Origin of the sequence: Klebsiella sp. JB_Kp031, assembly GCF_040064295.1 — a bacterium.
Classification (GTDB): Bacteria; Pseudomonadota; Gammaproteobacteria; order Enterobacterales; family Enterobacteriaceae; genus Klebsiella; species Klebsiella quasipneumoniae.
The window spans coordinates 14,957-27,946 of sequence record NZ_JBEAJW010000036.1 but is presented as its reverse complement, the minus strand read 5'-3'; the positions used below and the strand labels follow the sequence as shown (position 1 = coordinate 27,946).

The following is a 12,990-nucleotide window of genomic DNA, read 5'->3' as shown; positions in this document are numbered from 1 at the left end:
CAGCTCCGGTGTTACGACAAAATAATAACTCCCACCAAGGGCGGGAGTTATCAGGTTACTTGGATGAATAGTATATGGGGATGGAAATCACACTTTCAAGCGTTCGATTTTTAACCAAACCAGTGGTGGAACATTAATTTAATGTAATCAATAATTTTACCGAAGAAATTACCTTCCGGAATTTCCTGCAGCACCACCAGCGGGCGCTGGTCAATGGTTTTACCATCCAGCTGGAAGTTAATGGTGCCGACGACCTGGTTTTTCTGCAGCGGGGCATGCAGCTCAGTGTTATTCAGCACGTAGCTGGCTTTCAGATCTTTCATCCGGCCGCGCGGGATGGTCAGGTAGACGTCTTTATCCACCCCCAGCGAAGCGCGATCGCTGTCGCCGAACCAGGCTGGTTCGGATGCAAACTCTTTGCCGGCTTTAATCGGGTTGACGGTTTCGAAGAAGCGGAAGCCCCAGGTCAGTAGTTTTTTGCTTTCCGACTCACGCCCTTTGAACGTCCGGCCGCCCATTACCGCCGAGATCAGACGCATCTGGCCTTCGGTGGCGGAAGCGACGAGGTTGTAGCCTGCTTTGTCGGTGTGGCCGGTTTTGATGCCGTCGACGTTCAGGCTGTTATCCCACAGCAGGCCATTACGGTTCAGCTGGCGGATGCCGTTGAAAGTGAACTCTTTCTCACGATAGATCGAGTATTCGTTCGGCACATCGCGGATCAGCGCCTGGCCAATCAGCGCCATGTCGCGCGCCGAGCTGTACTGGCCGTCAGCGTCGAGGCCGTGAACGGTCTGGAAATGGGTGTTTTTCAGGCCGAGGGCGTTGACGTAGTTGTTCATCAGGCTGACGAAGGCATCCTGGCTGCCGGCGACATAGTCGGCCATCGCCACGCAGGCATCGTTACCGGACTGCAGGTTGATACCGCGGATCAGCTGGGAAACCGGCACCTGCATCCCCGGTTTGAGGAACATCAGGGAAGAGCCTTTGAATACCGGGTTGCCGGTGGCCCAGGCGTCGTTGCCGACGGTGACCAGATCGGACTCTTTGAATTTGCCCGCTTTCATCGCCTGACCAATAACATAGCTGGTCATCATTTTGGTCAGACTGGCCGGGTCGCGGCGGGAGTCGGCGTTGTTTTCAGCCAGCACCTTGCCAGAATTGTAATCGATAAGGATCCAGGATTCGGCGTCAATCTGCGGGGCGCCTGGGATCATCGTTTTGATATTCAGGTCATCGGCGCGGGCAGCGGAGGAGAGCGCTGCAACGGAGAGCGCCGTGATGAGTAAACGAGCGGTGAAAGAGGTCTTCATGGTCAGAACAACGGCATCCGTGATGGAGTTAAAAAAAGTGCCTTACTATAGCAAATGCTCTGCGGGCCAGCATCCGACATTGCGCATGAGTTTGTTAATGACTTTTACATGCGCAAGGTGAACGGGCTGCCCGCGGCCTTTAGTTGGCGCGAGTAATAAAGGACTGCAGCTGCGCTTCGCTTTGCAGGCGCTGCTGAACGGCGCTGGCCTGCGCCTTGTCGGCAAATGGTCCCAGCTGAATACGCCACACCGCGCCGTTTTGCATGACCCGGCCTGGCACAGAGAACTGCTGGCTCAGACGCTGCTGATACTGCTGCGCCCGCGCCTGGTCGCTCACTGCGCCCACCTGGACGACAAAGTTACCGCTGGCGCTGGAGGTGGCGGAAGAGGAAGCGGCAACGGCGCCGGCGGCTGCGGCCGCTGCGGGCGCGACGCTACCCTGGATGGAGCCGGGGGCGGTCACCGGCGCTGCTGGCGTGGCGCCGGCGGCAGGTGCGGTCGCGGTGGCGGCCGCGGGTTCGCTGCTCTCCAGCACGCCGCTGTTCAGCGGCGTCGGGGCGCCGAGGAAACCGCCGCTGTTCACCGGAGCGCCAACGCTATCTTCCGGCTTCAGCGTGCTGTTGCTGATCGGGCGAACGTCAGTGGGCGCAGGCTGGTTCATGCCAGCAGCGTCACCGCCGTCCAGATTCGGACGGGCGGGCAGAGCGTAAGTCTGTTTGGCGACGGTGGTACAAGCCATTCCCGGGCCGGAAAGCGAACCGTCAGGCGCGACGATGATGGGGTCGATACGCACTTTGGTGTTGTTCGAGGTGTTCAGGCGGTCGGCGGACGCGCGAGAGAGCGAGATAACCCGATCGTTGCCGTAGGGACCGCGATCGTTAATCCGCACGACGATCATGCGCCCGTTGGCGAGGTTGGTGATCCGCGCATAGCTCGGGATCGGCAGCGTCGGGTGCGCCGCGGTCAACTGCGTCGGGTCGAAGGTTTCACCGCTGGCGGTCAGGTTGCTGTTGGGTTCCGCGTCATAGATCGCCGCGAAACCGGCCTGAGTAAAGTTTGCCGGCTCCTGGACGATTTTGTAGCGCTTACCGTCGCGCTCATAATCCTGATTCGCCGTCGCGTTCGGCGTTTCATACTGCGGATCGGCGCCGCTGATCTCAACCGTCGGGCCATTACAGACGGCCGGCTGTGGAGTACTGACCGTCTTTTGTTGCACGTCATCACTCGAACATGCCGCCAGCAGCCCCGCTGCTATGCAGATCCCCAGCCATTGCTTACGCATTGCGAACCCCTTTAAACGCTTTTCGACAACATTTTTCTGTGGGTATGGATCGACATCACGATACCAAACCCGGCCATCAATACGATCAGGGCGGAGCCCCCGTAGCTCACCAGCGGCAACGGTACGCCCACCACCGGTAAAATACCACTCACCATACCAATATTTACGAAGACATAAACGAATAAAATCAACATTAAACCACCGGCCATGACCCGGCCAAAGGTGGTCTGCGCCTGAGCGGCGATCCACAGTCCGCGCATGATCAGCAGAATATAGAGCGCCAGCAGGATCAGCACGCCAATCAGGCCCAGCTCTTCGGCGAGAACGGCGAAGATAAAGTCGGTATGGCGTTCCGGCAGGAACTCCAGCTGCGACTGGGTGCCGTGCAGCCAGCCTTTGCCGCGCAGACCGCCAGAGCCAATGGCAATTTTAGACTGAATAATATGATACCCCGCGCCCAGCGGGTCGGTTTCCGGATCGAGCAGCATCATCACGCGCTGGCGCTGATAGTCGTGCATCAGGAAGAACCACAAAATCGGGATAAAGGCGGCGACCAGCACCACCGCAATGCCGATCAGTCGCCAGCTGAGGCCGGAGAGGAACAGCACAAACAGACCGGAGAGGGCGATCAGAATCGAGGTCCCGAGGTCAGGCTGCGCCGCTACCAGCAGCGTCGGCAGAAAGATCAGCACCAGGGCAATACCGGTGTTCTTCAGCGAAGGGGGGCAGACGTCGCGGTTAATAAAGCGCGCCACCATCAGCGGCACGGCAATTTTTGCAATCTCCGACGGCTGAAAGCGGACGATACCGAGATCCAGCCAGCGCTGCGCCCCTTTGGAGATGGCGCCGAAGGCGTCGACGGCCACCAGCAGAATAATACAGAAAATATAGAGATAGGGCGCCCAGCCTTCATAGACCCGCGGCGGGATCTGCGCCATGACGATCATGATCACCACGCCCATGGCGATCTGGCCGATTTTACGCTCCATCATGCCGACGTCCTGACCGCTGGCGCTCCAGATAACCAGTGCGCTGTAGGTCAGCAGCGCCAGCAGGATCAGCACCATGGTGGGGTCAAGATGGATCTTATCCCACAGCGATTTTTTGTTCGGATTATCCGTCATTATTGATCCTCCCCTGCGGTCACCGCCGGGTTTTCGCTTGGTAGCGTGGTGTTGTTATCGCCCAGCATGATGTGATCGAGGATTTGGCGCATAATCGTACCGACCGCCGGGCCGGCACCGCCGTTTTCCAGGATCATCGCCACGGCAACCTGCGGGTTGTTATAAGGCGCAAACGCCGTCATCAGTTTATGGTCACGCAGACGCTCAGAGATTCGGTGCGCGTTATAGGTTTCGTTGGCCTTCAGGCCAAACACCTGGGCGGTACCGGACTTGGCCGCGATTTTATACGGCGCGCTGGCGAAATACTTGTGCGCGGTGCCGTTGCCGCGGTTGGCCACACCGAACATGCCGTCTTTGGCGATTTCCCAGTAGCCGGAATGAATGTCGCCTACCGGCGGCTCATGAGGCTGGACCCACGGAACGGGCTTGCCGTCTTCCACGGTGCTTTGCAGCAGGTGCGGCACTTTCACCACCCCGTCGTTAATCAGGATCATCAGCGCTTTGTTCATCTGGATCGGCGTGGCAGTCCAGTAACCCTGGCCGATGCCCACCGGAATAGTGTCCCCCTGGTACCAGGGTTTCTTAAAGCGTTTGAGCTTCCATTCGCGGGTCGGCATGTTGCCCGAGCGCTCTTCGGCGAGGTCGATACCGGTATAGTGGCCGTAGCCGAACTTGCTCATCCACTCCGCGAGGCGATCGATGCCCATGTCATAGGCGACCTGATAGAAATAGGTATCCGCGGACTCCTCCAGCGCTTTGGTGACGTTCAGGTGGCCGTGGCCCCATTTTTTCCAGTCACGATAGCGTTTTTCTGAGCCGGGCAGCTGCCACCAGCCCGGGTCAAACAGGCTGGTATTGCGGGTGATCACCCCGGCGCTCAGCGCCGAGACGGCGACGTACGGTTTGACCGTCGATGCCGGCGGATAGACCCCTTGCGTCGCACGGTTGACCAGCGGCGTGTTCGGATCGTTGAGCAGGCCGGAGTAATCTTTACTGGAGATGCCGTCGACGAACAGGTTCGGGTCGTAGCTCGGCGTCGAAACCAGCGCCAGAATGGCGCCGGTACGCGGGTCGGTGACCACCACTGCGGCGCGGCTACCAGCCAGCAGCGTTTCGATATACTGCTGCAGCTTGAGGTCGAGGGTGAGGTAGATGTCGCGTCCGGCCTGCGGCGGCACCTCTTTGAGCTGACGAATCACGCGGCCGCGGTTGTTCACTTCAACCTCCTCGTAGCCGGTCTGACCGTGCAGGACGTCCTCGTAATAACGCTCAATACCCAGCTTACCGATGTCGTGGGTCGAGGCGTAGTTGGCCAGTTTGCCCTCTTTATCGAGGCGGTCGACGTCTTTATCGTTAATTTTCGAAACGTAGCCTATGACGTGCGTCAGCGCCGAGTTATAGGGATAGTAACGGCGCTTGTAGCCTTTGACTTCCACGCCGGGAAAGCGGTACTGGTTGACGGCAAAGCGGGCCACCTGCACTTCGCTGAGGTTGACCTTTACCGGAATCGAGGTAAAGCGATGGGAGCGGGCGCGCTCCTTTTTGAAGCCGGCGATATCATCGTCGGTTAAATCGACGACGTCGCGCAGCGCATCCAGCGTTTGCTGCACGTTATCGACTTTCTCCGGCATCATCTCCAGCTGATAAATGGTGCGGTTAAGCGCCAGCGGAGTGCCGTTACGATCGTAAATAATGCCGCGGCTCGGCGGGATCGGCACCAGCTTGATGCGGTTTTCGTTCGAACGCGTCTGATAGTCGTCGAAGCGAACGATTTGCACATTGTACAGGTTGGCGATCAGAACGCCGGTAAGCAGCAAAATCCCCAAAAAAGCGACCAGCGCCCGGCGCACGAACAGCGAGGATTCAGCCGTATAGTCGCGGAAAGAATTCTGTAATTTCATTCGCTGCTCAGTCTACCCTGATCATCATTACTCACGGTGGTACGGATGGTTGGTGGTAATGCTCCACGCCCGATACAGGCTCTCGGCCACCAGTACGCGCACCAGCGGGTGAGGTAAGGTGAGGGTGGAGAGCGACCAACTCTGTTCCGCCGCTGCTTTACAGGCTGGAGAGAGGCCTTCCGGGCCGCCGACCAGCAAACTGACGTCGCGCCCGTCCTGTTTCCAGCGTTCCAGTTCGCGCGCCAGCTGCGGCGTATCCCATGGTTTACCCGGAATATCCAGGGTCACGATGCGGTTTTTACCGGCAGCGGCTAACATCATCTCGCCCTCTTTTTCGAGGATGCGCTTGATATCAGCGTTCTTGCCGCGCTTACCGGCTGGGATCTCCACCAGTTCGAACGGCATATCTTTGGGAAAACGGCGCAGATACTCGCTAAAGCCGGTCTGTACCCAGTCCGGCATTTTGGTGCCAACGGCCACCAGCTGCAACTTCACGCATTAACTCCAGAGTTTTTCCAGCTCGTACAAACGACGGCTCTCTTCCTGCATGACGTGAACCATCACGTCGCCGAGGTCGACGACGATCCAGTCGGCGGCGGATTCCCCTTCAACGCCCAGCGGCAGCATGCCGGCGGCGCGGGATTCCTGAACCACGTGGTCGGCGATGGACATCACATGACGCGTGGAGGTGCCGGTGCAGATAATCATGCAATCGGTGATGCTGGATTTGCCATGTACATCAATGGCAACGATGTCCTGACCTTTCAGGTCATCAATTTTGTCGATAACAAAATCCTGGAGTGCTTTACCCTGCAAGTGTTCCCCCTGGGTGCGTGAAGATTGATAATCATAAAGAGCCTGACAGTATACCTGAACTGATGAAAAAGTCGGGTGAAATGTCTGTCGGCAGGCGTTCGCGGCGGGGTATCATCCCATCCCTCGCCGAGGATTGCATCGCCATTTTTGTAAAACAATTTTCTGCAAAGCGGCTTTGGCGGATGCTGCCTGGCAGCGGAGAATAGCAGCCTGCTCTGGCCTGTCAATGGTTCGGCGGGAATTCTTCTTCCGACTGCCAGACGGCCTGGCTATTTAATACCCGCAGGGTGGTGAAATCGTGGCGGATTTCGAGCAGGCTCCAGGCGCCATGGGCTATCGGAAAGTGCCACATCGCCGCGGCGGGCATCTGCAACAGCAGGGCGGTCAGCAGGCTCAGAACGCCCTGATGGCCGACGATCAGCAGATGGTCAAGATGGCGGCAGTCGGTCAGCGTGGGGATAAACTCGCTGACGCGGCGGGCAAAACGCTGAAAGCTTTCGCCGTTAGTGGGTGCCGCGTGCTGCCAGTCAGCACACCACGCGGCATAGTTTTGCGCATCTTCTCGTTGAAGGTCGCGATGATGACGCATCTCCCAGTCGCCGAAAAACATCTCATTGAGCGCGGCATGGCATTCGCGTGGGATAGCGCGATCGCCAAGCAGCAGATCGGCCGTTGTCCCGGTCCGCGCCAGCTCGCTACAGAAGACTTTATCGAAAGGCACCGCGCGCAGCCGTTCGCCGAGCGCTCGCGCCTGAGCGACGCCTCGCGGCGTCAGGGGCGTTGGGGCATGGCCGCTGTATAACCCGGCAACGTTGGCTTCGGTTTCGCCATGGCGAACTAACCATAATTTCATGTACAGGCTCTGACAGGCGATGGAGAGGTGGCGTTACGATAGCGCTTTTTTCGCGTCAGGCCCAGCGCGGGGTCAGCAATAGAGACCCTGCTCGCGGATGTAGTCCAGCACCGCGGCCGGCAGCATCTCGGCGCAGGACTCGCCGCGCTCGAGGCGCTGGCGAATGATCGTCGCCGAAATATCGAACCACGGTGTCTCAGCCAGGTAGATTACGCCGGAAGGGCGGCGATGCAGAGATTCCACATCGTGGGTTAAATGGCGATCCAGCCAGCGCTGATCGGCCTCATGGGCCATGGTCAGTGGGTAACCCGGCCGGCGGCAGACAATCAGGTGGACATTGTCGAGGATGGTTTCATAGCGGTGCCAGGTGGGAAAGGTGAGCAGCGAATCCTGGCCAATGATAAACGCCAGCGGCTTGTGCGGCCCCTGCTCCTGGCGCCACTCCTGCAGCGTTTGCGCTGTCCAGGAGGGGGTATCGCGCCGCAGTTCGCGTTCATCGAGCGTGAACAGCGGCTTATCGGCAATCGCCAGCTTCAGCATGTGCACGCGCTGGGCGCTGGTGGCTTCCGGCTGGGGACGGTGCGGCGGGACGTTATTAGGCATGATGATGACCTTGCTCAGGCCAATCTGATTCGCCAGGATCTCGACCGGCTTGAGGTGACCATAATGCACCGGATCGAAGGTGCCGCCATAGATTGCCTGTAAGTGAGTCATATCAACCATCAATAAAAACGTCCGCCAGGGCTTTGTGGCAGAGCAACAACGAAAGACTTTCCAGTTCGGGCCAGACGTCGTACCCGTAATCCTGTTTAAAGGTCAGTTCCGCGCGGGTCAGAAGAGTCACCGCCTGGCGCAGCTGTTCGCCGCTCAGTCGGGCGAGGGCGTCGCTGAGCAGCTGACGGCGGTTTTGCCAGACCCGATGTTTATCAAACAGCGAACGCAGCGGCGTCTGTGCCGACTGGCGCTTGAGGGTCACCAGCAGCAGCAGCTCCCGCTGTAGCGTACGCAGCAGGATCGCCGGCTCGCAGCCTTCAAGACGGAGCTGCTGCAGAACGTGCAGCACGCGCTTACTTTTGCCTGCCAGTAGGGCATCGACCCAATGGTAAGGGGTAAAGTGCGCGGCATCGTTCACCGCCTGCTCAACGCGGGGCAGCGTCAGCTTACCGTCCGGCCAGAGTAGCGCCAGACGCTCCAGCGCCTGCGCCAGCGCCAGCAGATTGCCTTCGTAACAGTAGCACAGCAGCTGGCTGGCCGCGTCGTCGAGCTGCAGCTGATGCTGTTTGGCCCGGGCGGCAAGCCAGCGCGGCAGCTGCGCGTATTCCGGCGTCTGGCAGCTGACCTGGACGGCGCGCTGCGCCAGCGCGGTGAGCCACGCGGCATTCTCCTGGGCTTTGGTCAACTTACTACCGCGAACTATCAGCAGCAGGTCGTCGTGCAGCAGACCGACCAGCGTCGCCAGCTGTTCGTTGATCGCCGCGTTGGGGCCATTCTCTGGCAGGATTAGCAACAGGGTTTGCCGGCTGGCAAACAGGCTCATCGCCTGGCTTAAGGCGAAAAGCGCCTGCCAGTCGGTGCTGTTGTCGATAGAAAAGGTATGGTGTTCGGTAAAGCCTTGTGCGGCAGCGGCTTCGCGAATAGCGTCCTGGCTTTCCTGCAATAGCAAAGGATCGTTGCCAAGCAGCAGATAGGCCGCGCGCAGCCCTTCAGTGAGCTGCGCGCGGAGCTGTTCCGGGTACAACCGAATCATCATTGACCCAGCGTGGTGGAGACGCGGTTACCCGAGGACGCCGGCGCGGTGCTGCCCGCGACCGGTTTTTCTTCCTGCTGGGTGGCTTCAACATCCGCTACCTGAACGCTTGGTAGTTTACGAATCAGCTGTTCCGCCGCTTTATCGTACATTTCCTGGATAATCATATCCTGCTCGGCGTCTTTGGCTAACGCCGCCTGCGGGTTATCAAAGAACGAACGATAGACCTTAGTGGTTATCGGATAGATATCGTGACCCGGGATCAGAACGCTGGCATGGACGGTCATGACCATCTGATATTCCGCCGTACGACCGTCCTGGAACACCGAGGCCGTATCTTTCTGAATCGACGAACCATCGAGGCGCAGAGAAGGGACATCTTTACGCAGCGTGCTGGCGTCGATCAGTTCCACGCCGTTAAGACGCAGCTGATTGCGCACCGCGCGGCTTAATGGGCCATTCGGATCGCTCGACTGGAAAATCATGGTTTTCATGGTGGTGGGCACCTTGGTAGTGCTACGCAGATGCCAGCCACAGCCGGCGGTGGCAAGCACCGCCAGAGATAACAACATTGTTACCAGATATCGCACGCTTCCTCCCGCGCTTAGCCAACGACCAGATTGAGCAGTTTACCCGGGACGTAAATCACTTTACGCACGGTTTTGCCGTCGAGATACTTCGCCACCAGATGCTCCTGGCCGGCGCGCTCGCGGACCTGCTCTTCAGTTGCGTCTACCGCAACGGTAATTTTACCACGAACTTTGCCGTTGACCTGGACGACGACGAGGGTGCTGTCTTCCACCATCGCGCTTTCATCCGCCACCGGCCACGGCGCGTTGTCGATATCACCTTCGCCGTTCAGCTCACGCCACAGGGTGAAGCTGACGTGCGGGGTGAACGGGTTGAGCATACGCACTACCGCCAGCAGGGCTTCCTGCATCAGGGCGCGATCCTGCTCATCTTCTTGCGGCGCTTTCGCCAGCTTGTTCATCAGCTCCATGATCGCCGCGATGGCGGTGTTGAAGGTCTGACGACGGCCGATGTCATCGGTCACTTTGGCGATAGTTTTGTGGATATCGCGACGCAGCGCTTTCTGATCTTCACTCAGCGCCGCCACGTTCAGGGCCGCAACGTCCCCTTTGGTGGTGTGTTCGTAGACCAGCTTCCAGACGCGTTTCAGGAAACGGTTCGCCCCTTCGACGCCAGATTCCTGCCACTCGAGGGTCATATCCGCCGGGGATGCGAACATCATGAACAGACGGACAGTATCCGCGCCGTAGCGCTCAACCATGACCTGCGGATCGATGCCGTTGTTTTTCGACTTGGACATCTTGCTCATGCCGGTGTACACCAGCTCGTGACCCGCCGCGTCTTTCGCTTTCACGATGCGGCCTTTTTCGTCACGTTCGACGATGGCGTCAACCGGGGAGACCCAGTTACGTTCGCCGTTTTCGCCTACGTAGTAGAAGGCGTCAGCCAGCACCATGCCCTGGCACAGCAGCTGTTTCGCCGGCTCATCGGAGTTGACCATCCCCGCGTCGCGCATCAGCTTGTGGAAGAAGCGGAAGTAGAGCAGGTGCATGATCGCGTGTTCGATGCCGCCGATGTAGATATCGACCGGCAGCCAGTAGTTGGCCGCTTGCGAATCCAGCATCCCTTCCTGATACTGCGGGCAGGTGTAGCGCGCATAGTACCAGGAGGATTCCATAAAGGTGTCAAAGGTGTCGGTTTCGCGCAGCGCCGGCTGGCCGTTAACCGTGGTTTTGGCCCATTCAGGATCGGCTTTGATCGGGCTGGTGATACCGTCCATGACTACGTCTTCCGGCAGGATCACCGGCAGCTGATCTTCCGGGGTCGGCAGCACGGTGCCGTCTTCCAGGGTAACCATCGGGATCGGCGCGCCCCAGTAGCGCTGACGGGATACGCCCCAGTCACGCAGGCGGTAGTTAATTTTACGCTCACCTACGCCCATGGCAGCCAGTTTGTCGGCAATAGCGTTGAAGCCCGCTTCATAATCGAGCCCGCTGAATTCGCCGGAGTTAAACAGGACGCCTTTCTCGGTCAGCGCCTGCTGGGAAAGATCCGGCTCGGAGCCGTCGGCGGCGAGGATCACCGGCTTGATGTTCAGCCCGTATTTGCTGGCGAACTCGTAGTCGCGCTGGTCGTGGCCCGGAACGGCCATCACCGCGCCGGTGCCGTACTCCATCAGCACAAAGTTAGCCGCCCATACCGGAATTTCTTCGCCGGTCAGCGGGTGGATAGCTTTAAAGCCGGTATCGACGCCTTTTTTCTCCATCGTCGCCATGTCGGCTTCCGCCACTTTGGTGTTGCGGCATTCGTCGATGAAGGTGGCCAGCGCCGGATTGTTCGCCGCAGCCTGCTGCGCCAGCGGGTGACCCGCAGCGACCGCCAGGTAGGTACAGCCCATAAAGGTGTCCGGGCGGGTGGTATAGACGGTCAGCTTGTCGGCGTAGTTGTTGACGTCAAAGGAGATTTCCACCCCTTCAGAACGGCCGATCCAGTTGCGCTGCATGGTCTTCACGGTGTCCGGCCAGTGGTCCAGCTTATCCAGATCGTTCAGCAGCTCATCGGCGTAGGCGGTGATTTTAATAAACCACTGCGGGATCTCTTTACGCTCGACTTTGGTGTCGCAGCGCCAGCAGCAGCCGTCGATAACCTGCTCGTTGGCCAGCACGGTCTGGTCGTTCGGGCACCAGTTCACTGCGGAGGTTTTTTTGTACACCAGGCCTTTTTTATACAGCTCAGTGAAGAACTTCTGCTCCCAGCGGTAGTATTCCGGGGTGCAGGTTGCCAGCTCGCGGCTCCAGTCATAGCCGAAGCCCAGCATTTTGAGCTGGTTTTTCATGTAGGCGATGTTGTCGTAGGTCCACGGCGCTGGCGCGGTGTTGTTTTTTACCGCCGCCCCTTCCGCCGGCAGACCGAACGCATCCCAGCCAATTGGCTGCAGGACGTTTTTACCCAGCATGCGCTGATAGCGGGCAATCACGTCGCCGATGGTGTAGTTACGCACGTGACCCATGTGTAGTCGACCAGAAGGATAAGGAAGCATCGACAGGCAGTAATACTTCTCTTTGCTCTCGTCTTCAGTTACTTCAAATGTACGATTTTCGTCCCAGTGAAGCTGGACTTTCGATTCTATCTCTTCCGGGCGGTATTGCTCTTGCATGGCAGCCAGTGGTCCTGTTTTCAATACAGCTACAAAATGTAGCCAATGGATGTGTTATTTCAGATCGGCATAGCATAGCCCAAACGCCAACGTCAAAACAGCCTTTCACACATTTACAGAGAGGAAAGCGGTGGAGAATATTTCGCGACTCTGTGGCTTGGCTGGCAGAGCTATCCGCAGATAACGGCTATCATAAGAAGAAGTTAACCACACCGGAGGCGAAAAGATGAACAAGGTTGCTCAGTTCTACCGAGAGCTGGTGTCGACGCTCAGCGAGCGGTTACGCAATGGAGAACGTGATATTGATGCGCTGGTGGAGCAGGCCAGGGTCAAGATTAGCCAGTCCGGCGAGTTAACGCAGAGCGAAATCAACAATGTGATCCGCGCTGTTCGACGCGATCTGGAAGAGTTCGCCCTCAGTTATGAAGAGAGTCAGGATGAGCTGACTGATAGCGTCTTTATGCGGGTGATCAAAGAGAGTCTCTGGCAGGAACTGGCGGATATTACCGATAAAACCCAGCTTGAGTGGCGCGAGGTGTTTCAGGATCTCAACCATCACGGTGTCTATCACAGCGGCGAAGTGGTGGGGTTGGGTAACCTGGTGTGTGAAAAATGTCATTATCACCTTCCGGTGTATACGCCTGACGTACTGCCGCGTTGCCCAAAATGTGGTCACGACCAGTTCCAAAGGCGGCCCTTTGAGCCATAAAGAGTAAACGCTAAACTCGGGATCTACTGCTGGCGCTGTTGACACCAGCAGTAGCTGTAAT

Annotated in this window: 12 protein-coding genes; 1 reads left to right on the top strand and 11 read right to left on the bottom strand. The window is 58.3% G+C overall.

Translation table 11 applies throughout. From position 1 onward, the window contains the following. Positions 1-110: 110 nt before the first annotated feature. The 11 genes from dacA to leuS all read right to left on the bottom strand — a co-directional run bounded on the left by dacA (position 111) and on the right by leuS (position 12,220). Complete coding sequence (dacA, locus tag ABLV64_RS16770; RefSeq protein ID WP_002894539.1) at positions 111-1,310, bottom strand: D-alanyl-D-alanine carboxypeptidase DacA; 1,200 nt, start codon at positions 1,308-1,310, stop codon at positions 111-113. Between the two features lie 139 nt (positions 1,311-1,449). After that, on the bottom strand, positions 1,450-2,592 hold the full coding sequence (gene rlpA, locus ABLV64_RS16765) for an endolytic peptidoglycan transglycosylase RlpA (RefSeq protein WP_348843408.1): 1,143 nt from the start codon (positions 2,590-2,592) through the stop codon (positions 1,450-1,452). An 11-nt stretch (positions 2,593-2,603) separates the two neighbouring features. Continuing rightward, positions 2,604-3,716 (bottom strand): peptidoglycan glycosyltransferase MrdB, encoded by a 1,113-nt coding sequence (gene mrdB, locus ABLV64_RS16760; protein ID WP_004885876.1) that lies wholly within the window; start codon positions 3,714-3,716, stop codon positions 2,604-2,606. Further along, positions 3,716-5,617, bottom strand: coding sequence for a peptidoglycan DD-transpeptidase MrdA (gene mrdA, locus ABLV64_RS16755; RefSeq protein ID WP_004885880.1), 1,902 nt, complete (start codon positions 5,615-5,617; stop codon positions 3,716-3,718). Before mrdA ends, mrdB begins: the two co-directional genes overlap by 1 nt. A gap of 27 nt (positions 5,618-5,644) precedes the next feature. Then, a complete protein-coding gene (gene rlmH / locus ABLV64_RS16750) occupies positions 5,645-6,112 on the bottom strand; it encodes a 23S rRNA (pseudouridine(1915)-N(3))-methyltransferase RlmH (RefSeq protein WP_002894620.1) in 468 nt (155 codons plus the stop codon). Between the two features lie 3 nt (positions 6,113-6,115). Next, positions 6,116-6,433 (bottom strand): ribosome silencing factor, encoded by a 318-nt coding sequence (gene rsfS / locus ABLV64_RS16745; RefSeq protein WP_004859547.1) that lies wholly within the window; start codon positions 6,431-6,433, stop codon positions 6,116-6,118. Between the two features lie 223 nt (positions 6,434-6,656). Further along, a complete protein-coding gene (locus ABLV64_RS16740; protein WP_004885883.1) occupies positions 6,657-7,286 on the bottom strand; it encodes an adenosylcobalamin/alpha-ribazole phosphatase in 630 nt (209 codons plus the stop codon). 72 nt (positions 7,287-7,358) lie between these two features. Beyond that, complete coding sequence (nadD, locus tag ABLV64_RS16735) at positions 7,359-8,009, bottom strand: nicotinate-nucleotide adenylyltransferase (protein ID WP_017899090.1); 651 nt, start codon at positions 8,007-8,009, stop codon at positions 7,359-7,361. Then, entirely contained in the window at positions 8,002-9,033 is a 1,032-nt protein-coding gene (gene holA, locus ABLV64_RS16730; protein WP_004885888.1) for a DNA polymerase III subunit delta, read from the bottom strand. The genes nadD and holA overlap by 8 nt, the downstream gene beginning before the upstream one ends. After that, a complete protein-coding gene (gene lptE / locus ABLV64_RS16725; RefSeq protein WP_004885890.1) occupies positions 9,033-9,623 on the bottom strand; it encodes an LPS assembly lipoprotein LptE in 591 nt (196 codons plus the stop codon). Before lptE ends, holA begins: the two co-directional genes overlap by 1 nt. A 14-nt stretch (positions 9,624-9,637) precedes the next feature. Then, a complete protein-coding gene (leuS, locus tag ABLV64_RS16720; protein WP_017899092.1) occupies positions 9,638-12,220 on the bottom strand; it encodes a leucine--tRNA ligase in 2,583 nt (860 codons plus the stop codon). Positions 12,221-12,446: 226 nt separating this feature from the next. Here leuS and ABLV64_RS16715 point away from each other — a divergent pair, with 226 nt between their 5' ends. Continuing rightward, the gene (locus ABLV64_RS16715) at positions 12,447-12,929 is read left to right on the top strand and encodes a zinc ribbon-containing protein (protein WP_004885892.1); all 483 of its coding nucleotides are present in this window, start codon (positions 12,447-12,449) and stop codon (positions 12,927-12,929) included. The last annotated feature ends 61 nt before the right edge of the window (positions 12,930-12,990 follow it).